We start from the raw sequence: 26,067 nt of genomic DNA, 5'->3' as shown, positions 1-26,067 counted from the left end.
AAGACAAGAAGGCAGTCGATGTTAGAACAGTCGGCTGCTTTTTGTTATGCTAACGGGCAAATTAAAACCGGGAGATGTTAATCTCGTTTACTGGGATTTGTCGTTTTGATCATACAAAAAGTCCCTTTCAGGGCGGGCTATTTTCTCAGGTAAAAGAAAATCCACCCTCCCCATCAAAGAGTCTAAGGGTATTCACATCCAGCTGCACGACGCATTTATTCCACCCTAATGGAATAAAACGATGGCGTCTTTCGTAATGTATATATTGAACATATTGATTGAAATGTGGTGATTCGGATGAACCCAACGGAAAGAATACCTTTGTATCAGATGGTTCAAGAGTATATACGCGACTTGATAACATCGCAAGTATTGAAAATCGGTGACCGTATACCTACGGAAAAGGAACTCATGGAGCGTTTCGGAGTAAGCAAGATTACGGTGGTGAATGCCCTCTCCGGATTGGTTAACGAAAGAATCATAACGAGGGTGCCCGGAAAAGGGACTTTTGTAAGCGATCCTGAATATGAAATTCCGATGACACCTCCTAAAAGTGCCGTAAAGCAAATCCATAAAACTAGCGGAGAAACGCGGACACGGTTGATAGGCCTAATTATGCCGAGCATTTATGACTACTTTACCATTAGACTTATACAAGGCATTCAGCAAGCACTAAATGAGAACGATTACCGCTGCGTTATCTATTTATCAGAGGGCAACCTAGATAAGGAAAAAGAGGCTATCCAGACATGCAGTAAAATCGGAGTGGAAGGCTTACTGATTTTCCCGGTTGACGAGGAATTATTCAACGAGGAAATATTAAGCATGAAATTTGCGGGTTTTCCGTTCGTTCTCATCGACCGTTACCTTCCTGGGGTGGAAACTCATTATATAGCGTCGGACGGTAGGCTTGGCGTTAACATGGCTGTCAATTACCTGTGGGAGCTGGGGCATCGTGATATCGCTATTTGCTCTGATTCGCCCATACAAACCGTTACTGTTCAAGAGCGGATCGATGGATATATGAATGCCTTCAAGGAAAAGGGATCACTCATTAACCCTGCCCACATCGTAACCGATTTTGAAATCGGAAGTTTGGTGCAAGCTCAAACACATCCCCTATACCGCTATATTCAAAATCGAATGGCAACGGCCTACATTACGCTAAATGGAAGTCTTGGCGTGAAAATCTATCAGATGGCGCGTCAAGCTGGATTGAAGGTGCCTGAGGACATATCCATCATCAGTTTTGACGATCCGACTTCCATCATCGAAGGATACAGCACGTTCACGCATGTTAAACAGTTTGAACGAGACATGGGTTACCGCGCGGCTTGCACGCTGCTTGAAGTCATTAACAGTGAAGACGGGCAACACGGAAAATTCGTTAAAACCCTAGTGGAGCCGGAATTGGTGATTGGCGAGACGACGGGAAAAAACGTTTTCTCCACTTCATGATATCAACATCCGCTACTCTCTTATATATAGATAACCTAATAACGAGTCCGACGCGCTATTCGAACGAAGCGAGGGCGTTTGGGCTCTTCTGCTAGGTCAACTACAACTTCCTCACATCAAATCCCCCCATAATAAGTCCCAAATCCATAAAGAAATTCAGCAGAAGCTCTTCCAACAATTTCATATGTATATATTGAATATAATGTACCCTCATCAAGGAATAAAGCGCCTGAAAAGAAGGATGAGAGAAGAGGTGCTTAATCCGTTATTTATAACCTAAAGAATAGGAGCCTCCTCTTGCTCAACAACCGCTTTCTTTTTCAAGCAGCCCCCCATGCATTCATTAATGCAACCACCAGAACCTTTTTGACCTGAAGATTACTTTTTATCCAAATGAGGAAATTATGGAATGATTTCAACACCATATTGAATATATTTAAACTATAGATATGAAACCGCTTGCAATAAAGGAGGGGGAGACAGTCGCTATATACCGTCGAAACATCGAAAACCATTGGCATAGGCTCTGTTCCTAAACGATCGGGAATGGATTCGTAAAAATCCGATACGACGAAGATGTAGGAGGTGTTCGGAGAATGGTACCAAAGGGTGCTCTTATCCCTGGATTTGAACAATTAAAAAAGAATAAGAAACTAACTAGAATATGGTATTTCAGGCACATATACTTATTTTTGCTTCCTGCTATTATCTGGTTCCTGGTGTTTGCTTACTATCCGATGTACGGCATTATCATCGCATTCAAAGATTACAAATTCAATTTGGGGATATTGGGGAGTCCGTGGGCAGGCTTTAAATATTTCGAACAGTTTTTAAACGATTCCAGTTTTTACGATGTACTCCGCAATACGTTATCCATTAGTGCCCTTAAACTTTTTTTCGGATTTCCAGCTCCATTGATCCTAGCCTTAATGCTCAATGCCGTCATGCACAAAAAATTCAAAAGAGTGTTTCAAACGATTTCCTATCTGCCGCACTTCGTTTCGTGGGTCGTAGTCGTTACCTTACTTCAAAAAATCCTGTCTCCGAATGTTGGGCTTATTAATGACATTCGCTACCAAATGGGTTTGGATCCGATCTTTTTTATGGGAAAGCCGGAATTATTCTATCCATTGGTCATCATTTCCGACATCTGGAAAGGTGTAGGCTGGGGTTCGATCATTTACTTAGCCGCCTTAACGAATATCGATCCGCACTTGTATGAAGCTGCGGAAATCGACGGGGCAGGTCGATGGAGCAAACTATTTAAGATCACGCTTCCATGCCTGACTCCAACGATCGGCATATTGCTCATATTCTCCCTCAGCGGAATACTGAACGCGGGTTTTGACCAAATCTGGCTGATGCAGTCCCCGGCCACATTAAGCGTCTCGGAGATATTGGACACCTATGTCTTAAAAACAGGCCTACAACAGGGGCAACTAGCCTATTCCACGGCCATTGGTTTATTCAAGTCTGCGATTTCGCTGCTGCTCATCGTTGCTGTCAATAATATATCCAGACGCGTGAGTAACGTATCGTTATGGTAATCAGCTAGCACTGAAGACAAGGAGGTGTGTGTATGGGTGTGAGAAGGCTGACGCCAGCAGATAAAATGTATATGACGCTTAACTATGCGGTGCTGCTTTTATTCTGCGCTACGGCACTCTATCCATTTATTTATTTTCTAGCCCTTTCTTTCAATGACGGCTACGATGCGATGAAGGGTGGAATCTATTTTTTTCCTAGAGTGTTTACATTAGAAAACTATGCTAAAGCTTTCAGCAACCATTTGATCTTGAATTCGTTTTATATTTCCATTACCCGAACCGTTGTGGTCACGGTTGCCTCCGTATTTTTGACGGCCTTATTAGCCTACGCACTTTCGCGGAAAGGTTTGCCCGGAAGAAAGTATATCGTATTCTTCTTTTTCTTTACGACGTTGTTCAGCGGAGGACTTATTCCGACGTTTATCCTGTTCCGGCAAATCCATATCCTGGATACGTTTTGGGTGTTGGTGCTGCCATCCCTATATAATTTTTTCAATGCGATTATCATGAAAACCTTCTTCGACGGGATCCCCGAAGGTCTGTCGGAGTCGGCCCGAATCGACGGGGCAAGCGAGTTGTCGGTATTTGCAAGAATCATACTACCTCTTTCGATGCCGGTGCTTGCTACCATTGCCTTATTTGTTGGGGTGGGCGTGTGGAATGACTGGTTTACCGGTCAGTTTTTCATACAGAATGAAAACCTGCAGCCTGCAGCTACGTTTCTTAACAAGATGATCAGCGAAGCGTCTTTCCAGTCGATGACGTCGTCCTCGGGAAATAGCGGATCTGCCATTCAAAACATGACCGAGGCGCAGATGGAGCTGCGAGGCGTAACGCCGGAAGCCTTGAGGATGACTTTCGTCATTATCATAACGACTCCGATCATCTGTGTGTATCCATTCCTTCAGAAATATTTTGTGAAAGGCGTACTGGTAGGTTCTCTTAAGGAGTAGTTGGTATAAAAGGCTGTGCCTTTTATATAAATAATCTTCCAATGGAAGGGGATTGTAGGATGAGGATGAACAGGCGTAGGAGTGTGCTTGGCATGGCACTAATCGCTTTACTGCTTTTAGTGACCATGACGGCATGTACGGGAAAAGGCGGAGGGGAGGATGCAGGCACGGTTGACACGGGTCCGAAGGAGCAAGGTACTGAAGAAATAAAACCGGTGACCTTGTCTTTCCTCAGTGCTTGGAACGGTGGCGGAGCCGGTTTCCCGCAGGACCAGGAGAATAATCCCGTGGCCCAACAAATCAGGGAAAAAACCGGGGTCACGTTGAAACTGGAGTCCATCACGACAAGCGAAGTAGAAAAGCTAAACACCATTTTTGCTTCCGGTACGGTTCCGGATATCGTTAACGCACCTTTCTGGTCTACGACAGGAGGAGAAGGACAAGTCATCAAAAAGGCGGCCATGGAAGGACAGCTTCTGGATTTAACCCCTTATCTCGATAAATACCCGAATATTAAAAGACTTGTGACTACCGGGATCGCGAAGGATTTTGCCGAGTTCGATCTCAACAGTCCCGAATTTGAAGGCAAGACGTATCTCATTCCTACGGAGACCCCGGACGGGACCCCTGAGAGCATTCATAATTGGAATTACGGCCTTTTTGCCAGGGGAGATATCCTGAAAGCATTAAACGTAAAAGCGGAGGATATTGATACGCAGGAAGAGCTAGTTGATCTATTGATCAAGATCAGAGATGGCGGTTTCAAGGATATTGGCGGGAAGCCGGTCATCCCTGCCGGAACCATGTGGAATGGATGGGATTACGGCCAATTCCTTGCCGGGTGGACGGATTACACGATTTCGGACTACCGTGAAGTGGATGGAAAACTGATTCACTGGACGCAGTCCAAGGATCATGAAGCTAGGTTGTTATACATGAGAAAGTTATTAACGGAAGGTTTGTTTGATCTTGAAGCCTTCAACAATACGAGCACAACAGCGAATGAAAAGCTGACGACGGGCAAGCTTGCCGTATTCGGAGCCCAGCCTATGTTAGTTGATTTACAAAAAACGCTTTATAAAACGAATCCGGAAATGCAATATGAACTGCTCGGACCGATGAAGAATAAGAGCGGAAACATTCGAACGCAAGTGGAAAAACCCGGCCGTTCCGGTTTCCCTGCCCTTTTCTTAAGCGCTAACATCAAGGATCCCGATGCGGCCTTGCGGTACATTGATTATGTCAACAGCGAAGAAGGCCGATTGCTTGCGTATTTCGGGATCGAAGGAACGCACTACACGATGGAAAACGGGATACCCCAATGGATCCCGGATGTGAAAAAACAATTCGATGAAAACCCGGATCTGAAAAGAGACGCAGGGCTCAGTTATCTTCCGGGAAGGTTCATCGGGGCATTCTCCTCTGAAGTCACTTGGCCTACGCCGGAAGATCAAAAAACGGAGTGGCAAAAGCTGGAGGAAAGTTTCTCGGCAAAAATGCCTATCAAAATCATAGACAAAGTAAGCGCCAGCTACCTTGCAAGAGAGTGGCCTAAATATCAGGAATATATCGATAAAACCAGCAGTTTGAATTTCGATGAGGAATTTAAGAAAGCCTTTTTTGCGGCGTCAGATGAAGAAGCTCTAAATATGCTTCATAGTGTTCAAGAAAAGTTTAGAGCTGCCGGCGTGGAAGAAATGGCGGAGTTCGTGGCTCAAAAAGCTGCAGAACGGGATGATGTCGGGTTCTAGTGAAGAGGTTTGCGGGATGGTGTCACTGCCATCCCGAATATTTCATGAATACTAGGTCAGTCTTCTTTTAAATATGCAAGAGAGGGGAGAACTCATGTTAAACCCGGTCGTTTCAGCAGGCGCATTCACTGAACTCGATAAGTTTATGTTCGAATCGTGGGGTTATTTTGTCATTCCGAATGTGCTGTCGAAAGAGGAGGTCAAAGAATGCCTGCAGGCATCAATTCGACTTCATGAAGCGGCAGGTACAGTCGGTTGGGGTCAAGCCGGCAGAGGGTATGAGTCTGAACACGCTCTTGAAAACTTAATGGATCATCCCTCGGTTTTACCGAAGATAAGGGGGTTACTTGGCGATCGATTCATTATGCAGTCCGGGTGGAATACGATGCAGCCGGCAATGGGGAGGATGGGAGGCTGGCATCAAGACGGATCCAGCGCCTTCGATTTTAAGAATCTGGGGTACCCAGTCCCTCTTATTCAGCTCCGTGCTTCATTTTTATTGACCGATCAGGAAGAACCCGGCATGGGGAATATGGAGTTGATTCCAGGCAGCCACCGCAGTCTCGTTCCACTACCGGATTCAATCCGGACTGCAAATTCGGGTACGCCGATCAGCCATGTGATATGTGCGTCTGCAGGGTCAGTCCTGGTGTTTCACAACGCAGTATGGCATCGGGCGTACGAACATAATTGGGATTACGACCGCTATACCATGCATTACATCTATAGCCCTCCGTGGGTAAAGCCCTCGGACCGTTTTCATAACGATGTCAACTTTATGCAAAGAACTACGCCTGTGCGAAGAGCTTTAATGGGGGATTTTTCAAGGCCTGATGCGCCATTTGGAGCAAGTTATACGCCACCACCCTTTGAAGAAAACTAAAATCTTGTAAAAAAATACAAAAGATGACGGAGGGGAAACGCATGTTGAACGTTGCGATGTTGAGTAAGTGGCATGTGCATGCAGATGATTATGCAAGAAGGTTGCAATCTCACGGTAACGTTAAACTCACGGCAGTCTGGGACGAACAGCCTGAGCGCGGAAGCGAATGGGCTGCCCGATTGGGAACGGATTTTGAAGCGGATTTGGATACGCTGCTAGAGCGGGAAGACATCGATGGGGTCGTGGTGGATGCTCCTACAAGCATGCACGCTGACGTTATGGTAGCTGCCGCTGAGGCCGGCAAACACATTTTTACTGAGAAAGCCATGGCTCTTACCGTCCAAGAATGCGATCGGATATCCGCGGCGGTACGTAAAGCAGGGGTCAAGTTCTGCATTTCATTTCCCGCTCGCACAAGGCCTCACCAATTGTTCGCGAAGCAGCTGATCGATGACCAAGTATTAGGGGATGTCACCCTTTTGCGCATTCGGAACGGCCACGACGGCGCATTGAACAATTGGCTTCCGGAATACTGGTACGATGAGAAGCAAACCGGCGGCGGAGCGATGATGGATTTGGGATGTCATCCGATGTACTTAGCCAGTTGGATGTTAGGTCAGCCCAAACGAATCACCTCCATGTTTCATTATTTCACCCATCGTGCAGTGGAAGATAATGCGCAGTGCTCCATTGAGTTCGTCAACAACGCGGTCGCATTGGTCGAAACGAGCCTGGTGACGTACAGAACTCCTTCCGCTCTCGAGATTTACGGAACGGAGGGCACCTTGATGATCTCAGATGATACCGTCAGAGTCATCTCGAAGAAGCTCGATGCGCCTTTTTCCGGATGGATCTCACCCACTCAACTCCCTAAAGAGCAGCCGCTTCCGATCATCCAATGGGCGGATGCCTTGATTCATGACAAGCCGATGCCCTTCGGATTGGAAGAGGGAACGAAATTGACGGAGCTATTGGAAGCGGCATACATCGCTCATAAGGAAAACCGAACGGTAGAGTTTAAATAACGCGAGGGAGGGAATTCCATGAGAAGCGTAAAAGTAGGGATCATCGGTTGCGGAATGATTGCGAACGGCAAACATATGCCGTGTTTGTCCAAGGTAGACAACGTACAGATGGTGGCCTTCTGCGACTTGAAGCCGGAAAGAGCCGAGGAAGCCGCGAAAAAATACGGCACGCCTGACGCAAAGGTGTTTACTAATTACAACGATCTGCTTGCCATGGAAGAGATTGAGGTCGTGCATGTGCTAACACCGAACAGCTCGCACGCGACGATTTCCATTGATGCGCTCGAAAGCGGTAAACATGTCATGTGCGAAAAACCCATGGCGGTCACTGGTGCGGAGGCCAAAGCGATGTACGAAGCCCACTTGCGAACAGGCAAGAAGCTTACCGTCGGGTACCAGAATCGTTCCAACGCCAAAAGCCAGCTGTTAAAAAAGATGATTGCCGATGGGGAGCTTGGAGATATCTATTTTGCAAAAGCGGTCGCTACCCGAAGAAGAGGCGTTCCGACATGGGGCGTGTTTCTGGATAAAGAGAAACAGGGTGGCGGTCCCATGATCGATATTGGAACCCACTCCCTGGATCTGATCCTATGGTTGATGGATAACTATGAGCCGGTGAGTGTCGTCGGCAGTGTCTTCCATAAACTGAAGTATACCGAAAATGCCGCGAACGAATGGGGGGCCTGGGATCCAAACGAATTCGAAGTAGAAGATTCGGCGTTCGGGTATGTGAAGTTCAAAAACGGAGCGACGGTCATCATTGAAACCAGCTGGGCCCTGAACATTGCGGATGGTGGCGGCAACCTGCTGTGCGGAACGAAGGGAGGAGCGGATTTTGCTAAAAATGAACTGCGGATCAATGGCGAGCGGGACGGGAGCTTGTTCCTGAATAAAATCGAGGTGAATCCGAATGCACGAGAGCAATTCAGGGGAGAAGAATTGACGGATTTCGAATATGAAGCCAAACAATGGATTCACAGTATCGTGAACGATACCGAACCCTTGGTTAAACCGAGGGAAGCTATGATTGTTTCACAAATATTAGAGGCGGTGTATATATCCGCAGAAACAGGAAAGACCGTTTATTTTGATCAGGAATAAGGACGTGAAATAAAGAGCGCTATTCCGTGGTAATTTCCCCTCATGGTAGACAGTGAAAAAAGAGTTCATGGTAGTGGGGGAGGCTTCGAAGAACGAAGGCCTGCAGCATAAGTCATGATCATGACCTGCTGCGGGCCTTTGTTTGTGTTCGGGGGAAGAAGTGCGATCGGGGGGACATGTTCAGCATGAAGGAGGCAAAGCATTCGATTCACTTATTCAACAGAAACTTGAGAAATTCAGGAGGAAGAATCACTTATTCTGAAGAATTATTTAATACCGTAAACTATCAACCTATGTAGGGGAGCAGGGTATGAGAAGGGGTTAGGATGAAATTATTCCTTAAAAGATTAATTGCGTATTGGCTTGATATTATTTTTATTGCATTTATTCTTATTTTTCTTCAATTGCTGATTTATAAAACAACGTCTGGCTTCCCCTTTGATTATTTACATGAGGGAATTGAAATAGAGATTTGGGTACTTTTATCAATGTCTTTGCCAGTTTGGACATATTTTATTACCTTTGAGATGTATAAACAGCAAACTATTGGAAAACGACTGCTAAGGTTAATTGTTATGGACAAAGAGGGATCAAAAATCAATTTCTATCAAGCATTATGTAGAAGCTTTATAAGACTGTTGCCATGGGAGTTAACACATGTAATTATTCTGGTTCCACAACCTTGGTGGAGTATTGAAATGCCAAAGAATCCATATTTAAATTTATTTCCCAATATAATTTTGGTTCTATATATCGTAGTTTTATTTTTTAATAGAGGGAAAACAGGTATACATGACTATTTTGCACACACGAGAGTAAAGGAAATATAGGTGAGTTTTCTGGTTGACTGTTCAAGATGGCAGCAACCTCTGAAAGGAGAATACCAGTTGTATGACTATTTAGAAATAGATGATGTTATTAACCAAGCAGATGTTGCCGCTCCATTGGTAGTAATGACGTGCGGAGTAGCAGGATCAGGAAAGACAACGCTGGCTCAAAGATTTGAGAAGAGAGGTTTCGTACGTCTTTCCATTGATGAAGAAATCTGGGCTACACATGGTCGTTACGGAATTGACTACCCCATTGAAATGTATGAGCAATTAAAAGTTGAAGCTGAAATAAAGTTGCGTAATGAATTAGTAAATCTTTTGAATGAAAAGCGCAATGTAGTTGTCGATTTCAGTTTTTGGCAACGAAAAAGACGAAATGAATATAAGAAGTTAATTGAAGATGGAGGAGGAGTGTGGAAACTAATATATTTGAAAGTTCATCCTAATGAATTACGTGAACGACTTCGCATTCGGAGCCAGCGATTCGATGCCAATGCAGCATTTACAATAACAGAAGATATATTATCTTCATTCCTAGAGGGTTTTGAAGTGCCTACTGGTGAAGGGGAAATGATCATAGAAGCAAATAGTTAGATTTTATCTTGTTTGGCTTAACTAAAGATGAATTTATTGAAAAGCAAATGGAAGATGGAGGATGATTATAAAGCTCATCAAGGTTGTTAAAACGAATCATCCGAAACAGGAAAGGATGGGAGAGAATGAAATTAGAGACTTTAACGGTGCCCTCGTTTTGGAAAACGGAAATGAAACAAAAATATTATCAACTTTATGAGGAAAACAGCAAGTTGGTTGTTCTGTTCCCCGGAAAAAACTATCCTTGTGATAAACCAAGTCTACATTTTGCTGGAACTTCCGCACTTCAAAGTGGTTTTGACTTAATGGTACTGGAGTATGGATATCAAGCTGCGAGAACGAATTTGGATATTAATGATCTGCAAAGAGTAATAGAGGAAAGCCACGAATCGGTTCAACGAATCATTGGCAAGTACAATCAAGTTGTTTTTATTAGTAAGAGCTTAGGGACAATAGTTGCTGGAGAAGTTCATGGGAAACTTAAAATTCCAATAAAACATTTATTTTTGACACCAATTAAAGACACCATTCACTATATCAACAAGTTTAATGGACTTGTGGTTTATGGTACAAAAGATGAAGTGTTTCATCGTGAACTTGCAGACCAAATTAACATAGACAAAGTCAGAGAGATCATTGAAATTCCTAATGCAAATCATTCCTTGGAGACCAATAATGTGGAGGAAAGTATTGAGATTCTAAGTAAACTTGTAAGGATATATTTGGATTTTCTAAAATAAGGATGTCACTCATGCTAACAATTAAAAGAAAAGAGGCATCCCGCAAGATCCTAGATCTTCTGGAATGCCCCTTTGGAATGTACCCTCTACAAACCTCAGTTTATATTTTGCATTTTTGCAGGCGATGGAGCCGCACCGGCTGACTTCCGCTTAGCCAGATCCATCTTACGCTGCAGCATGCCGAGCACGATATCCGCAACGATTGCCAGCACCGCGGCAGGAATGGCGCCTGCAAAGATCCGGAGGGAGTTATTGCTGTTCAGTCCAGCATAGATTTCACGTCCCAACCCGCCTCCCCCCACGAGGGGAGCGATCGTTACCACGCCGATGGCAATGACGGCTGCGATACGCAGGCCCGACATGATATACGTCAGCGCCAGCGGAAAACGCACCTTCACGAGCATTTGGAAGGGGCTCATCCCGATTCCTTTTCCGGATTCCAAATAGCTGGGATCCACCTGTTTTAACCCAACGTACGTATTCCGCACGATGGGATTCAGGGAATACAGGAAGAGTCCCACCATGACCGTTGTCGTTCCAAGCCCCATCCATAACATGAGAACCACTAACATGGCCAAGCTCGGCACTACCTGTAGGATGTTGGTGATAAACAAAATGATTTTGGCCGCCCATTTGCTTTTAGAGCAGAGGATGCCAAGCGGCACGCCGACGATGAATGCCAGCCCCAGCCCGATAACGACCATCGTAATATGCTGGATGAAATACTCCCAGAGCAATTCTTGATTTCGTGATATATACGACAAAAAGTCGGCAAATGTTAAATGTTCACTTTCCATGCTTACCCTCCTTTAGCTTTTCAAGAGGCCCTGCTCTTTCAAATACGCGATGGCGACCTCCCGCTCGCTTTTCTTCTCAATGTCCACCTGATAATTAAGCGATATCATCGTATCTGCATCCAGATGACCGATTAAAGGCGCTATCGTATCCTCAATTTCAGGATGCTTCTTCAAAAGGTCGGAACGCAATACCGGACTCGCGTCATATGGAGGGAAGAATTGCTGGTCATCCTGAAGCGTCTGCAATTGGTAGGCTTTCAGCCGGGAATCCGTTGAATAGGCCAGCACAATATCCACCTGCTCATTGGCTACCGCGCTGTATACCAGGCTGATTTCCATGGGGAAGACCTGACCGAATTTGATGTCATACGCTTTGGAGAACGCCGGATATCCATCCGTGCTTCTCTCCAGCCACGTCGTATCCACTCCAAGCTTCATGGTGGCCATGTCTTTTTTGACATCGGAAATTTTGGTGTACCCGTTGGCTTCGGCCAGATCCTTTCTTACCGTGAATGCGTAGGTGTTCTCAAAACCCAGCGGATTCATCCAGGTAAACCCAAAGTGTTCCTGAAATCCATCCTGCGCCTCCTGCAAGACTTTCGCGCGGTCTTTGGTACCGCTGATCGGGAAATGGTTGTTGAATATCTCACCGGTATATAGCGTCGCCATCTGAACGTCGTTTCGTTTCATCGCATTGATGACCAATGAACTTGATGCCAGATCGGGTATAACATCCACCTTCAGATCGGTTTGGTCCTCAATCAGCGCTTTATACATTTCGGCAATAATCTTGGTTTCGGTATAGGTTTGCGTCCCGATGGTGATGTCGCTTTGAATTCCGCATGCGGAGGTAAAAGCGGCAAGAGCCATCAGGCAGACTAACATCGGTATCCTCTTGAGCTTTTTCAGTTTCATCACGCCTTCCTTGTTCCGTCCGGCCTGCTGTTTACGGTTGATGTAACTCATATCGCAGCGTCCCGGGTCTGAGTCTGATGGTAGTGTTTGCTTAGCCAGCCCTCAAGCAGCCCAAGCAGTCCGTCAGCTACAAGTGCCAGGAGTATAGCGCCAATGCCACCGATGAAGATCATCTCGGGCTTGTTGACGCCAAGTCCAGATACAATAAGCTGGCCTAAACCTCCTGCACCGATCAGGGAAGCCAGTGTTGCCCAGCTGATGATGTACACGGTCGTAATGCGGACACCGGACATGATGTAAGGAAGCGATAAGGGAAGCTGAATTCTCAAAATCGTTTGGGCGGTGCTGTATCCCATCCCCCTGGCCGAATTGAGCACGCCTTTATCCACGGACTGAAAACCGTCATAGGTATTCCGCAGAATCGGCATCAGGGAGTACAGAAACAGCGCCAGTATGGCCGGCTTCATGCCGATGCCGAGCAGTGGAATCAGTATCGCCAGAAGTGCCAGGCTCGGAATCGTCTGGAACAGGTTCGTAATGAAAAACACGATGCTGTTCAGCCAGCCGACCCGGTTGTAGACCAGCAGGATTCCGATCGGTACGGCAATAACAGTCCCCAAAAGCACGGCAGAGAATGAGAGGACCAGATGCTCCTGCAATGCCTTCAGAATATCCGGATAGCGATCTGTGATGAAACTCCAAAATGCGTTCATATCACTCACCCTCTCCGTTCAGCACCGGAGGAACCATCGTAGGATAGACTTCGGCCAAATGTTTAACCACACTGCCTCTTGTGATTAATCCGAGGAATCGGTTATTACTGTCTACGACAGGGAGATTACTGAGCTGATGGCTGTCCATGATCTCGATGGCCTGCGGAAGCGTGCTTCCTGAAGCTACGGAAAAACGGACCGGATGCATAACGTCCGCCACAGTTTTGCCTTCCTCGCCGTATTGGTCGAGAACCCGGTAGATCGAAACCGCTCCTTGGAGCTGACGGTTACGGTCCACGATCAGCAGCGAATCGACCCGCTTCATTTCCATCATTTTGATGGCTTCGGCTAATCCCCGGCTCGGGAATGCCGTGACCGGATTCGTAATCATCACTTCATCCACAAGCGGAATTTCATAGGCGCTTTCATTTTCATTTTGCAGACGTTTGGAACCGATAAAGTCACGTACAAATTCGTTTGCGGGATGCCGTAAAATGGTGTCCGGTTTACCCGTTTGAATCACTTCGCCATCTTTCATCAGAACGATGGTATCCGCAATTTTAATAGCTTCATCCATATCATGCGTAACAAAGATAATGGTTTTATTGAGCTCCTGCTGAAGCCGGATCAGCTCATCCTGAAGCTGCTCGCGGCTGATGGGATCCAGTGCGGAGAACGGCTCATCCATCAGGATGATATCGGGTTCAGCAGCCAGCGCTCGCACTACGCCTACACGCTGCTGTTGTCCGCCGCTAAGCTCGGATGGATAGCGCGTACCATAAATGGTGTGGTCCAGTCCGACCATGTCCAATAATTCATTAACTTTTTGATCTGTTGTGTCTTTATCCCACTTCTTCAAACGTGGAACCACGCCCGCGTTCTTGGAGATGTTCATATGCGGAAATAAACCAACGCTTTGAATGACGTAACCGATATTGCGCCGCAGTTCAACCGGATTCAATCTCGAGATATCCTTACCGTCAATCAGAACTTTACCCGACGATGGCGTATTGAGCGCGTTGATCAGCTTCATGGTCGTTGATTTGCCACAGCCGCTCGGTCCGATGAGGACGGTAATTTCCCCTTTTTTGAATTCGAGATTAATGTCTTTCAGCGCGTGAAAGCCATTATCGTAAACCTTGTTCACATGCTCCAGTACTATCATCCAATCGCCCCTTTGCAAGCAGTATCCATATTATGCGGAGCATTTGGCATATCATCCATCGGGGACCCAAAAATGTTGGGGGAAATGTGGTGCTAGAGTTAAGGGAAGGCTTCAGCATTGTTATGTAGAAATGGAAAATGAAGCTAAGCAAGTTAGCATTAAAAGAAATCAAAATGGAATAGGATTAAGCGCATGATTAAGGGGTGGAGAACAATCTAAGAGGAAGCCCTGAGGGTACTAACAATTTAAGTTGAGAATCTTCGTTATGGCATTGACTTACATACCCAAAATTCCACCTTTATATGCATTATAGCTTTCCAAACTGTGCAATCCCTTGTTACATCCATCCGAAGAAGTATTCCAAGCCTGTATGCCCCTGTTCGTATTACTTCCCTCAGCCCAAATGGATATATGCAAAATGCGTAAGCAGGCAACGAGTCCCTTTCGAGTAGGACTGTATAACTGCAATAATATGTTTAATACAATTACCCACTTCGCATTGGATTGAAACATGTATATCGAACGATTTTGATTTTTGGTACCCCAGGTCCAAAACTGTCCATGAAGTAAGACCGGCTCTGTAACGACATTGCTTAACTGAAAAATATGGCGATCCAAGTTTGAGATTTTCAAGTATTGTACTATGATAAACGTGATTCCATTATGGATTCGAACAATAGTATGGGACAGTGCCCCTTACTCATTCATAGTTTAGAGAACTGCATACCTAAAGGAGTGGTTGAAATGGCGCGTGTATTATTTATTAATGGCGGATCAGAGGGACATATCAATCCAACGATTGGTGTTGTGCAGGAGCTTATTTCTCGTGGGGAAGAGGTCGTGTACTTTTGTATAGAGGCTTTTCGGGAGCGTATGGAGAAGACGGGAGCAACCGTTCGAACATTTGACGATCAAAAATTTATAAAAGCCTTTATTTCAGGTGGAAGAGATTATATGCTCCAAAGAATCAACGGTCTTTTACTTACGGCAGATATCGTCATACCAAGCGTTCTTGAACAGATCAAAGGAGAGCATTTTGATTATATCATCCATGATTCGATGTTTGGCTGTGGGCGATTACTTGCTCAAATTCTTAAGCTTCCTGCAATCAACTCTTGTACTACTTTTGCACAGACACGAGAATCATTCGATAAAATGCTGGAAGCATTTTTTAAAAATGTCCCTGAAGACATCGTTAAACCGATAAACGATACATTTCAAAGCCTGACGGCAATGGTGAAGGAAAAATATGAGGTGGAGATCGATTCGCCTTACGAAGTGTTTTGCAATCCAGCGCCGCTTACGATCGTTTATACAACAAGGGAGTTTCAACCTGAAGAAGAAGCATTCGACCAAACGTATCAATTTGTAGGGCCATCCATCTCTTCACGATTAACGCAAGAAAACTTCGACTTTACTGCCATCGAGGGGAAAAACCCCATTTACATATCACTGGGTACCGTGTTTAATCATGCAATGGATTTCTATAAGCTTTGTTTTGAGGCATTTGGAAACACGGAGCATACGATTGTCATGTCGATTGGGAGTAAAGTCCAAATTTCTGATGTAGGGGAAATTCCTAAAAACTTCATCGTTAAAAATTACGTTCCACAAACCGATGTACTGCCATACGCTAAATTATTTATTACACATGGTGGAATGAATAGCACCCATGAAGGTCTGTATTATGGTGTTCCGCTGATTGTCATTCCACAAAACGCGGATCAGCCGATCATTGCGGGGCAAGTCGCCAATATCGGAGCAGGCATTACATTACACATGCAAAGTTTGACTGCAAATCAACTGCGTGAAGCTGCAGATCATGTGTTAAGCCTTTTATCTTTTAAGAAAGCGGCTGCAAATATTAGGGAATCTTTTCGACAATCTGGTGGGTATCAACAAGCTGTTGATGAGATTTTCGAATTTAAGTGTCAAGATAGATCTGAATAAAGAGTGTGCACTTTAAGTAACACGGGGCTCCGCAGGACCAAGAGCAATAACTATAGCACCGTTACAAACAGTCAATAATTGTTCACACGGTGCTATTCATTTTCATGTCAATCCTTGAGATAACGGGTTCTATCGTTATGATAAATATATGTATATTTCGAAGTGTAATTCTCTTCTAAGCGCGAATATCAATACCAACATTCCGTTGTGTTTGTAGGTTATTATGCTTATTCATGTCGATATCCTGATTATGCCTTAGCATATCCGCAGCGTTCACAGTTTGAGCAGATACGGATACATCCTCCTTATGATCAACCTCTCTGGTGACGAACTTCTTGTTTTCGTTTTGAAACTCTTCTTTAGTGGCTTCCATCTTTTCACTCATTTTACGATCCAATTCAGTAATTTTCTTCTCGATGTTTAGCGCTTCATCGGTTTTCGATTTATTAACTGTCAATTCTAGATTCTTTCTCATTTCCGATTTGCCTGGGTCGCCGGGTTCATTCTCACCTCCAAGAATAGTTCTTCCCTTTCTTACTTCATGTCTAAGAGTGTCAGTTTCCACTTTCAGTGATCTACGTACACTTGCCATTTTGGTCAATTGGTCATGTAGATTACTAGCTTGTAAAAACTTTTCCATCGATATGCCTGATACATCTTGCTTACTTGTATCCATTTCGATTTTATTACTCAAATTCTCCTTTTGAGAAGAAGCATTATTGTTATTTTTATTCTCCTCAGTCTTCTCCATTCTCTTCTGCATAATTTGAGATTCAAGTAATTGCATATCCGTGGTTAAAAGTTTAATTCTTTCATCTTTTTGTTTAGAGTCCAGCTTTTCGTCCGATTTAATACTCGCGATTTTTTCATTAATAATTCCTTTTTGATTGATTAGCTGCTCAATCTCCCGGTCAATAGGAGAGATTATATTTGTTCTGGACTTTACAGGCGGTGTAGACTGTGGTCTGCTTGATACGCTTGAAATTTGAGGCATTTAAACACGTCCCTTATAACGAAATGGTGAATATTTCCTTGTGGTTATTATCGGTTGTTAACCATATGAATATTAACAAGAATTTTATATTCTGTTCAAAATTGAACTAAGAGGCATTACGGAGACCGGCTTTACGGATAATGCGCAAGTTTTAAGACACGCAGTAGGGCTTTTTTACTTCTCCATCTGTCAATTCCAAATTGTAGTGAAAATCCTTTAGGTAGATGTTAGAGTGTACTGAATGATTGAACTAGCGCGGAATAATAGTTGGTTAGTGTAAGGGATGAAATCAGATAACACGGTATTTAAACTATTGGACTACCACCGTTTGGTTGCCATATGTATAATGATGGAAGAAAGGTTATCTGAATCTTATGCGAAACACCTGAAAATAGTGATATTAACATTCGATTTAAGGGTCAATGGTCCGTAATTTAGTTTTTAGTTTATTAAGGGGGTAATATCTTGGGCTTTTTTTCGATGGCATTGTTGTTTCAAATCATATTCATTGTTTTATTAGTTATACTGTTTTTTGTTGGATTATTTCGATTTGTAAATAGATTCATTCTACACACAAAAAATACAAAAGAAAGCTTGAGAAGAATAGAAGACAAAATTGATAGACTAAATCAAGAATTAAACAAGACCAATGAATAATGATTCGATGACTGCCAAGCCACAACTGGTATTAGATTTAGCTGGTGTATTAGTAAGTAATTTTTCATCTGAGGTTTGGCTCAAATTATCTGAAGGTTCCGAAATCTCGTTTCAAGACATCAGAGAACAATTTGATGAGATTCGAAAAGATTTATGGACAGGAAAGATCAAAGAAGAGGAATTTTGGGGATGGATGAGCCAGCGAATGAAGCAGATCAACAAAGAGCAATCCAGAGAATTATTAATGCAATCACTGGAACCACTCCCTGGCTTAAATTACTTGGCTGAGTGGAGTGAAATCGCAGATATCCACATAGTAAGTAACCATTGTAAGGAATGGTTGGAACCGATATTAGAAAGAGTAGAACCGTATACCAGGAGCATAACGATTTCAAATCAAGTAGGTTTAAGCAAACCCGATATACGAATTTTTCAACATGACGGGAAACAATTTGAATCCGGCCAAACGGTTGTTTATATTGATGATCAAGAAAAGAACTTAAACCCGGTTATCGAACTTGGATGGAAAACCTTGTTAGCAGATAAAGAGCATAAGTGGATAGAACAAGTTGAACCGATGCTAGGAAAGAGCCTTTTGTAAGCAAGTCGAGAAGATGGCCCATAAGTATAATAAAGTAGTTACACTTATTTAGGGGGAGAGAACTTGATCAGAAAAGAGATTCAATTGATTGAAAAGTTAATTGAAAAAGCTATAAACATCTCAGATGTATTTGATGGAGCAACAGAAATTATGGATAAATGGGATAAGACATTTACACTAAACATTAGTGAAGATGTAAAAGAAAGCATTTATTACAGTCAATATAAGTGGCATATTTTTAGTTATGAAATACAAGGTTGTTTGAAAGAAAATGCAGCAAGAAATGCTTTTAATACTGAAATAAAAGATGAATTATATGTAATGTACCAAAACTCTCCCGATGTATTTCTATACAGTAACGCAAATGCAGTAGTCGCGGAGGATTTTGATTCTCAACAAGATATATATATTTTTGATAAAAACTTTACTTGGACGTATGTGAATACCCATGAAGACATGTGTGGGCCATATTTTTACAAAGTGAATTAATGTCGTCAGACTATCCGCCTAAAAGAAAAAGGGAGTTTTAAGGGGGAATGACTGTCTCCCTGACGTGTTTCATGAACTGAAGTCAGGCAAGTGACCCCGCATTGGCTAATTCCGTTGGAGCTAAGATAAGAAGGTTATTCTTCTCTTCAAGATACAGGAGAGAGATAGCTTTTAACGACATTTTTTCCCGAGGTGTAAGGAAGAAGCTCAGACAACAAATACCCAGCCTAAGATAAGAACAGTCTCAGGCTGGGTTGTTTCTTTATGACCAAAACATTATAAACAATTCCTTCATTCGTTGAAATATGTGTATGCGGTTGGACAGAAGAGCCTCATAGGAGAAACACCTGTGAAAGAAAAATAAATCACATAATCGGAGTTGTATCTAATGCTGATACTAGAACGAGCAAACCAAAATGATTCCCCAAAACTTGCTGAAATACAAAAGGCCAGCTTTGATGATGAATTGAAACATTTTAATAATAATGAAATCTGTGGTCCACTAGGATATGACTCCATAAGTTGGCAAGAAGAGATGATGCTAAATTGTGAGTACTTTAAAGTGCTCTATAATGGAGAAATAATTGGGGGAGCTATGATATTTATAGAAAGCAATCAAGTACATAATCTAGGGCGAATTTTTATTGACCCAAAATATCAGAATCAAGGAATCGGTAAAAAAGTAATGAAAGACATTGAAGGAAGTTTTCCAGATAGCGCAAAATGGTGGTTGGATACTCCTAGCTGGAGTGTCAAAAATCATCACTTCTACACCATGTGCGGATTCACCAAAGTCAGAGAAGAAGATGATCTATACATTTTCGAGAAGACTTTATAGGAGATGAGTTCATGTTAGTAGATGTTTTTTATTATATAAAACTTTCTATGAGTATTTTTATTTTTAGTTTGCTAATCACATTGATTTTAATATTATTGAAAAAACCTGTTGTTAATAAATATGCTGTCGGTATGTTGGCGGTTGTTTCTAGTTCTGTATCAGTAGTAAATATGATCATCTCGGGATATGTAGCAGATGAAGTTCCATCTGGAGGAGACCCAATTACCTTGTATATGTTTTTTGCTGTTCTATTATTAAGTATAGTAAGCATGATTTTTAGTTTCAAGAAAAAGGGAAGAAGAAGTAGAATGTACTTAAAACTAATGAGTGCCAGCAAGCTGTGACTAAAGTTAATTTAACCTGAGAACTGCGAGGACAAGAAAATGACAAAGAAGTTATATTACGAATCCACTCATATTCGGGAGTGGGAGACACGAATAACACGAAAACTGGAGCGGGAGGACGGAACCTATCTGGTAATGGAGGAGACGGCCTTTTATCCGCACGGCGGAGGGCAGCCTTGTGACCTAGGGTGGATCGATAAAATTCCCGTTCTTGATGTCTTCCAGGAGGAAGGAGAAATTCTGCATAAAGTCGAGCGTTTTCCTGAGAAAGAAGTGGTTGGCTGCCGTTTGGATTGGGATAGAAGATTCGACCATATGCAGCATCATAGCGGCCAGCATCTCCTGTCTGCCATATGTCTGCAAGTATGCCAGGCGGAAACACTCAGTTTCCACCTGGGTCAGGATTACGCCACCATTGATATCGCCCGATCTGACCTGGCTCAGGACCAGTTGATGATGCTGGAGTTGGAAGTCAATGATCAGGTTTACCTTAATCGAAAGATAACGAATTATGTTGTGAGTCGGGAGCAGGCTGCCGCCCTGCCGCTGGTGAAGCAGCCGAAGGTAACCGACGATATCCGGATCGTAGAAATCGAAGGTATCGAATATAACGCCTGCGGCGGTACACATGTATCTGCAACCAGTGAGATCGGAATGATCAAATTGCTGAGAGCCGAGAAGCAGAAGGGGCATATGCGTCTCTATTTTAAATGCGGATATCGAGCGTTAAAAGAATTTAATGCCGGAATGGAGATTCTCGGCAGCCTTTCGGCTAGGTTTAATACCGCAAAGGAAGAGATTCTGGATCGGATTGCAAAATGGGACCAGGAGCAGAAGCAGCTCCAGACAGAATTGAACGCCGTGAAGGCCGAGAATGACGCTTACCTGGCCGGGAAGCTATTGGCCGAACGTCAAGGCAGCCTGATCAAACATGCTTTTGCGGACAAGCCGCTGAAGGATATGCAGAACCTGGCGGCCAAACTCACCGAAGAAGCTGACGTTATCGTGCTGTTCGTGTCCAACGCCGACCATAAGGTTGTCCTCGCCCAGGGAGGACAGAGCGGACTCGCCTGCGGTGCGTTCTTGAAGCAGTATCTGGCCGATTATCGCGGTAAAGGCGGAGGCAGCGACAAGATAGCACAGGCCGGTTTTGCCACCGGAGAGGATGCCATGGCGTTTTACCATTTTGCAGCACAGTCATTAAGTTAGCTTGAAGAGGTGTAAACGGTCTATAAGTAGAAAGCATTCAAGCGGGTTAAGCGGCAGTTTTTATAACCAAGGGATGTAAGCCCCTAAGTGTGAATAAGACGGAAACTCACGCATACGGTCATGAATATTCATCCTTTTCCACTGAATAAATAGCTCGAAACGTGTTGGGGCTTAAAAGTTGCAATCAATGGCAGTTGAGCCCCGAATAAACTGCGCACAAGCTCGACATCACGCCTCAGCCTAAGATGACTATCTATGCTGGGGCTTTTCATTAATATACAGAACGGTATGTGAAATCTTGCAATCATGAGTTCCAGTTCAAGGAGTAATTTGAAAATATCGAATAAGGAGAAAAATGATGAAACGTATGCCATTTGAACGTCCAACCGAGCATTATGATGAAAATTTGATTACTATTGATGAGCAAATTTGTGCATTGTTGAAACAACGGAAGGAACTTTCAGGCAACAATCCAGGTTTTCCGCCATTTGAGTATATTTCACAATGGGCGACAACGTTTGAACTTTACGAGGATTTTCTTAAAGCCGTTTTTGGAACGTTTATGGGTGAAGAACATTATAAATCCATGGTTGATCCAACAAGGTTCAGAAAACATATTCCGGTTTTAAAATCAGTTGTAAAAGGAGCATTCTTTTATACACTAAACTCAATACGACAATACGCTAATGCAAGTGTAGTAACATTCAGCATTGATTGGGACATGACAATTGAGCAGACTTCAACTTTATATAACCTTAGCCATTTTGAATTGTATGTTGGAGAACAATATGATTGTCGAATGACCAATGGCGGGAGTTGTTCTGGTCATGCATCCTATAACTATGTAATATCTCCACCATTACCTGATGATATTTCAGGAATGGAGCTAGTGTTCAAGGAATTTAGTAAACCCTTTAAAAATAATGAGACAGGTACTGTAGTTGTCTTCAGAGTTGAATGAATTGAAAGTATTAAAATGATGATGTAGGTATTTCGAAGAAAATCACGCTGTGTTTCGTGAATGAGTTCCGAGAAGGAGATAAAACATGAGGGACATCATAAATATAAAGAGACTAACTACATTAGAAGAAGCTGAATTATTGGATCAAGAATTTGCTAAGCGTTATGGGTGGTATCGACAAGGAGATTATGTTCACAAGTGCCTAAATGAGAACAATACCAATAAACGAGTAACCATGATTGCTTATTACAATGATTCGTTAGCAGGATGCTGTCATTTGATCCATGAATCTCAGTATCCTCATTTTCTTGATAACAATATCCCGGAGATTAATGATTTGAATGTATTTCCTGAGTATAGAAGAAAGCATATAGCAAACAGATTATTTGATGAATTAGAGCTTATTGCGTCAAAGACCTCTAAATACATAGGGCTAGGTGTTGGGCTGTACAGAGATTATGGAAATGCCCAACGAATGTATACTTCTCGTGGATACGTCATGGATGGTAGGGGCATGTGCTATAAAAATATTCCGGTAAATCCGGGAGAATCCGTTATGGTTGATGATGATCTATTAATTTATTTAGTTAAAAATTTAAAGAGCAACTTGTAAATCTTTGAAAGAAGTGACGGTAAAAAAGATTATAAATGTGAGGTGTAGAATGATGAAAACCTTTACAGTTGCAACCGTGCAATATAATTGCAGTGAACCTGATCAAAAACTAAATACGGAAATTGGATTGAGCTACGTAAAAAAAGCCAAAGAGCTTGGAGCAGATATTGTATTATTTCCGGAGTGTTGGATAACAGCATATGCCTTTCCCGACATCGTTGAAACCAAGCTCCCCGAAGAAGAGATAGAGAATCATCCTGACTTCAAAGCTTGGTATGAGGCGGCATTAGACGAAAATAGTACAGCCTTAAAAGCTTTTCAAGAAATTGCTGAAGAATTATCTATTGGAATTGTCATCACGGGTTTTACAAAAGGGGTAAAGCTTCCTCAAAATTCAGCATTTGTAATTGATCGTAAAGGTGAAATTTTATTAAAGTACAGCAAAGTCCATACATGCGATTTTGATACTGAACGTATGCTTGAGCCTGGTACTGAATTTAAAGTATGTGATTTTGACGGTGTGAAGATTGGGGTCATGATTTGTTACGACAGAGAGTACCCAGAAAGCGCAAGAGTATTGATGTTAAAAGGGGCAGAAATCATTTTGGTTCCCAATGATTGTGGAACCATGGAGCCTAGATTACAGGCACTTTCAACAAGAGCATATGAAAATATGGTTGGTATTGCGATGGCGAACCCTCCTGGTGAAAATGCGGGATGTTCTTGTGCCTATAGTCCAATGATGTGGGATCTTGATGGGAAATCGGTCGATAACACCATTATGCTGGCGGATAATGTGTCGGAAGGCGTATTTATTGCAAAATTTGATCTGGATGAAATTCGTAAATATCGTAATCAAGAAATGATGGGCAATACGTTTAGGAAAGTGAAAACTTATAAAGAATTACTATCTGAAAAAGTAGATGCTCCCTTTATACGAGGGAATAATCAATAATTCATAGAATCGGTGATATAAAAATGATAACAGAACTTAATAAATCAGAGTTTTATAAGATAAGACACATTACAGATATGTGTAAAAATATCGAGGTTAGGGCTGTGGTTAGCGGAAATAACCCGGGTAGGGTCTATGTAGATCATCCAACAGAACCCACAGCAGCATTAATTTGGATTGAAGGACAAAAGGGTTTTCAGCTTGTTGGGGACTCACAGAGCATATCCTTTCTAACAGGATTAGAAGAATACATGGGACATCATATAGAACCTAAATTACAGAAGCAAAATATAAATTGTGTCGAGATTGGTTTAGATCCTGATCCTTGGGATAGAGCGATACAAAACATTTTTAAGACGCGTGGCATTTCGAGTGATACTCAACATGTGTTCACATTAAGAGGAAAACCTCAACCCATTGAATTTCAAAACCAAGAGGTGAATATTCAACGGATAGATCGTGATTTATTGGAGTCAAGACGATGGGAAAACCATTCGTTTTTAGAAAAGAAGATATTACGATTTTGGGATTCAACAGACTCTTTCTTAGAGCAGGGATTTGGATATTTTGTTGAGGTTAATAACAATGTGGTGAGTTTATGTTTTTCAGCATTTGTTGTGGATAAAACGCATGCGATTGATATCGAAACGCTTGAAGAGTATAAAAGAAGAAATTATGGCGCTGCAGTCGCTCGAGCTTTTGTTCAGGAATGCCTACAAAAAGGGATACATCCTTACTGGGACTGTACACCAGAAAATACAGGGTCGATTCGACTTGCAGAGAAAGTTGGAATGTCCCCTGATTTTGACTACCAAATATCCTGGTATGGTTTATCCTAATGCCGCTGTTATACCGGAAACCACCACTAAAAGTATTAAATCATAGGAGACAATTACAATGGATGATCAATGGGGAATAGCTGAGTATGATCCGGAATGGCGAAGCTTGTTCTTGGAGGTAGGAAGGAACATACGAGAAGCTCTAGGGGACATAGCTGATCGAATTGACCATGTAGGATCTACATCGATTGTTGGACTAGATGCCAAACCAATTATTGATATTCAAATCTCAATTAGTAATTTCGAAGATGTAAGTCAATATAAGAATAAATTAGAATCTATAGAATTTGTATTCCGTAAAGAAAATCCTGATAAAACTAAAAGGTATTTTCGTGAAGTTCCAGGACATCGGAGAACACATATTCATGTCAGACAAACAGGGAGTTACTCAGAGCAATTGACATTGTTATTTAGAGATTATTTAAGAGAACATAAAGAGGATTGCATAAGATATTCGGCAGAGAAACACCGGTTAATGGGATTATATAAACATGAAAGACAAAAATATGTTGAAGGCAAAGGTCCGATTGTGTGGGAGATCATACAAAAGGCACATATTTGGTCACAAGAAATAGGTTGGAAACCAGGTAAACCGGATCTGTAAGCCGAACCTACGAAACTTTCAGAAATAATAGGGTGATAAAAGGAGACGTTATGGAAATCAAACTTCTTCCCGTTACAGTTCAAGAGAAAGAAACATTATCGAACATGTATCAATTTTATTATTATGATTTTAGTCGATATACGAATCAGGATTTAAATGATGATGGAACTTTTGGGGTGAATATTGATTTCTACTGGGGAGGCGACCCAAGATGGAACCCGTATTTCATTTTATCTTCAGGAGTAATTGTAGGGTTCTTGGTTGTGCTTTTTGAAAACTTTGATACGGATCCAGACCCAACGCATGTAATTTATGATTTTATGATTTTGAAGAAATATAGAAGAAATGGGATAGGCCGCACCGCAGCCAAACAGGCATTTGAGTTATTCAAAGCAAATTGGAAAGTAGCTCAAATGGAGAGTAATACATCTGCCATATCTTTTTGGAGAAAAGTAATCAGTGAATATTCCGAGAATAATTACACGGAGAGATACAGGGAAGATTCGAAGAAATACATTCAGGAGTTCAGTACAAAGTAGTA

The 26,067-nt window shown here is 42.6% G+C and carries 27 protein-coding genes; 22 read left to right on the top strand and 5 right to left on the bottom strand.

The window, feature by feature from the left end; genetic code table 11:
- Positions 1–297: 297 nt before the first annotated feature.
- The 10 genes from OHJ21_RS15245 to OHJ21_RS15200 all read left to right on the top strand — a co-directional run bounded on the left by OHJ21_RS15245 (position 298) and on the right by OHJ21_RS15200 (position 10,882).
- Positions 298–1,458 carry a GntR family transcriptional regulator gene (locus OHJ21_RS15245; protein WP_394054406.1) on the top strand — a complete coding sequence of 387 codons (1,161 nt, stop codon included), beginning with the start codon at positions 298–300 and terminating at the stop codon, positions 1,456–1,458.
- Positions 1,459–2,054: 596 nt separating this feature from the next.
- Positions 2,055–3,005, top strand: coding sequence for an ABC transporter permease (locus tag OHJ21_RS15240; RefSeq protein ID WP_326113855.1), 951 nt, complete (start codon positions 2,055–2,057; stop codon positions 3,003–3,005).
- Between the two features lie 32 nt (positions 3,006–3,037).
- On the top strand, positions 3,038–3,958 hold the full coding sequence (locus OHJ21_RS15235) for a carbohydrate ABC transporter permease (RefSeq protein ID WP_100538438.1): 921 nt from the start codon (positions 3,038–3,040) through the stop codon (positions 3,956–3,958).
- 92 nt (positions 3,959–4,050) lie between these two features.
- Positions 4,051–5,709: an extracellular solute-binding protein gene (locus OHJ21_RS15230; RefSeq protein WP_486020437.1), complete on the top strand. Its 1,659-nt coding sequence runs from the start codon at positions 4,051–4,053 to the stop codon at positions 5,707–5,709.
- Between the two features lie 94 nt (positions 5,710–5,803).
- Entirely contained in the window at positions 5,804–6,592 is a 789-nt protein-coding gene (locus OHJ21_RS15225; protein ID WP_486020435.1) for a phytanoyl-CoA dioxygenase family protein, read from the top strand.
- A 41-nt stretch (positions 6,593–6,633) separates the two neighbouring features.
- Positions 6,634–7,617, top strand: a complete 984-nt coding sequence (locus tag OHJ21_RS15220; RefSeq protein WP_326113857.1) for a Gfo/Idh/MocA family protein — start codon at positions 6,634–6,636, stop codon at positions 7,615–7,617.
- 18 nt (positions 7,618–7,635) lie between these two features.
- Positions 7,636–8,718 carry a Gfo/Idh/MocA family protein gene (locus tag OHJ21_RS15215; protein ID WP_486020432.1) on the top strand — a complete coding sequence of 361 codons (1,083 nt, stop codon included), beginning with the start codon at positions 7,636–7,638 and terminating at the stop codon, positions 8,716–8,718.
- A gap of 326 nt (positions 8,719–9,044) precedes the next feature.
- On the top strand, positions 9,045–9,548 hold the full coding sequence (locus OHJ21_RS15210) for an RDD family protein (protein ID WP_486020431.1): 504 nt from the start codon (positions 9,045–9,047) through the stop codon (positions 9,546–9,548).
- A 123-nt stretch (positions 9,549–9,671) separates the two neighbouring features.
- Positions 9,672–10,142 carry a P-loop nucleotide/nucleoside kinase family protein gene (locus tag OHJ21_RS15205; RefSeq protein WP_486021047.1) on the top strand — a complete coding sequence of 157 codons (471 nt, stop codon included), beginning with the start codon at positions 9,672–9,674 and terminating at the stop codon, positions 10,140–10,142.
- Between the two features lie 125 nt (positions 10,143–10,267).
- Entirely contained in the window at positions 10,268–10,882 is a 615-nt protein-coding gene (locus tag OHJ21_RS15200) for an alpha/beta hydrolase (RefSeq protein ID WP_486020430.1), read from the top strand.
- Between the two features lie 95 nt (positions 10,883–10,977).
- Here the strand turns inward: OHJ21_RS15200 and OHJ21_RS15195 are convergent, their stop codons facing one another.
- The 4 genes from OHJ21_RS15195 to OHJ21_RS15180 are packed head-to-tail and all read right to left on the bottom strand — an operon-like array spanning position 10,978 to position 14,472.
- Complete coding sequence (locus tag OHJ21_RS15195) at positions 10,978–11,679, bottom strand: ABC transporter permease (RefSeq protein ID WP_326113861.1); 702 nt, start codon at positions 11,677–11,679, stop codon at positions 10,978–10,980.
- Positions 11,680–11,691: 12 nt separating this feature from the next.
- Positions 11,692–12,645: a glycine betaine ABC transporter substrate-binding protein gene (locus tag OHJ21_RS15190; protein ID WP_326118996.1), complete on the bottom strand. Its 954-nt coding sequence runs from the start codon at positions 12,643–12,645 to the stop codon at positions 11,692–11,694.
- The gene (locus OHJ21_RS15185; protein ID WP_100538430.1) at positions 12,642–13,307 is read right to left on the bottom strand and encodes an ABC transporter permease; all 666 of its coding nucleotides are present in this window, start codon (positions 13,305–13,307) and stop codon (positions 12,642–12,644) included. The genes OHJ21_RS15190 and OHJ21_RS15185 overlap by 4 nt, the downstream gene beginning before the upstream one ends.
- 1 nt (position 13,308) lies before the next feature.
- Entirely contained in the window at positions 13,309–14,472 is a 1,164-nt protein-coding gene (locus tag OHJ21_RS15180; RefSeq protein WP_486020428.1) for an ABC transporter ATP-binding protein, read from the bottom strand.
- Positions 14,473–15,216: 744 nt separating this feature from the next.
- On the opposite strand from OHJ21_RS15180, the gene OHJ21_RS15175 reads away from it, so the two are divergent.
- On the top strand, positions 15,217–16,422 hold the full coding sequence (locus OHJ21_RS15175; protein ID WP_486020427.1) for a macrolide family glycosyltransferase: 1,206 nt from the start codon (positions 15,217–15,219) through the stop codon (positions 16,420–16,422).
- Positions 16,423–16,597: 175 nt separating this feature from the next.
- Here the strand turns inward: OHJ21_RS15175 and OHJ21_RS15170 are convergent, their stop codons facing one another.
- Positions 16,598–17,416 (bottom strand): hypothetical protein, encoded by an 819-nt coding sequence (locus OHJ21_RS15170; protein WP_486020426.1) that lies wholly within the window; start codon positions 17,414–17,416, stop codon positions 16,598–16,600.
- Between the two features lie 649 nt (positions 17,417–18,065).
- Here OHJ21_RS15170 and OHJ21_RS15165 point away from each other — a divergent pair.
- From OHJ21_RS15165 to OHJ21_RS15115, 11 genes are all read left to right on the top strand, one after another.
- Positions 18,066–18,674: an HAD-IA family hydrolase gene (locus OHJ21_RS15165; protein ID WP_486020424.1), complete on the top strand. Its 609-nt coding sequence runs from the start codon at positions 18,066–18,068 to the stop codon at positions 18,672–18,674.
- A gap of 63 nt (positions 18,675–18,737) precedes the next feature.
- Positions 18,738–19,163: a DUF4275 family protein gene (locus OHJ21_RS15160; protein WP_486020423.1), complete on the top strand. Its 426-nt coding sequence runs from the start codon at positions 18,738–18,740 to the stop codon at positions 19,161–19,163.
- A 388-nt stretch (positions 19,164–19,551) separates the two neighbouring features.
- Entirely contained in the window at positions 19,552–20,001 is a 450-nt protein-coding gene (locus OHJ21_RS15155; RefSeq protein ID WP_486020422.1) for a GNAT family N-acetyltransferase, read from the top strand.
- 11 nt (positions 20,002–20,012) lie between these two features.
- Entirely contained in the window at positions 20,013–20,345 is a 333-nt protein-coding gene (locus OHJ21_RS15150) for a hypothetical protein (RefSeq protein ID WP_486020421.1), read from the top strand.
- 39 nt (positions 20,346–20,384) lie between these two features.
- Positions 20,385–21,554: an alanyl-tRNA editing protein gene (locus OHJ21_RS15145; RefSeq protein ID WP_486020420.1), complete on the top strand. Its 1,170-nt coding sequence runs from the start codon at positions 20,385–20,387 to the stop codon at positions 21,552–21,554.
- A gap of 358 nt (positions 21,555–21,912) precedes the next feature.
- Entirely contained in the window at positions 21,913–22,515 is a 603-nt protein-coding gene (locus OHJ21_RS15140; protein WP_486020419.1) for a hypothetical protein, read from the top strand.
- A gap of 85 nt (positions 22,516–22,600) precedes the next feature.
- The gene (locus tag OHJ21_RS15135; protein ID WP_486020418.1) at positions 22,601–23,128 is read left to right on the top strand and encodes a GNAT family N-acetyltransferase; all 528 of its coding nucleotides are present in this window, start codon (positions 22,601–22,603) and stop codon (positions 23,126–23,128) included.
- Between the two features lie 52 nt (positions 23,129–23,180).
- Positions 23,181–24,083, top strand: coding sequence for a carbon-nitrogen hydrolase family protein (locus OHJ21_RS15130; RefSeq protein WP_486021046.1), 903 nt, complete (start codon positions 23,181–23,183; stop codon positions 24,081–24,083).
- A gap of 23 nt (positions 24,084–24,106) precedes the next feature.
- Positions 24,107–24,922 (top strand): GNAT family N-acetyltransferase, encoded by an 816-nt coding sequence (locus tag OHJ21_RS15125; protein WP_486020416.1) that lies wholly within the window; start codon positions 24,107–24,109, stop codon positions 24,920–24,922.
- 58 nt (positions 24,923–24,980) lie between these two features.
- Entirely contained in the window at positions 24,981–25,526 is a 546-nt protein-coding gene (locus tag OHJ21_RS15120) for a GrpB family protein (RefSeq protein WP_486020415.1), read from the top strand.
- Positions 25,527–25,576: 50 nt separating this feature from the next.
- Positions 25,577–26,065: a GNAT family N-acetyltransferase gene (locus OHJ21_RS15115; RefSeq protein ID WP_486020413.1), complete on the top strand. Its 489-nt coding sequence runs from the start codon at positions 25,577–25,579 to the stop codon at positions 26,063–26,065.
- Positions 26,066–26,067 lie beyond the last annotated feature (2 nt).

The sequence above is a fragment of the Virgibacillus sp. LDC1 genome, assembly GCF_025792345.1.
Taxonomy (GTDB): domain Bacteria; phylum Bacillota; class Bacilli; order Paenibacillales; family Paenibacillaceae; genus Paenibacillus_AQ; species Paenibacillus_AQ lautus.
This window is presented reverse-complemented; position numbering and strand designations above follow the sequence as displayed.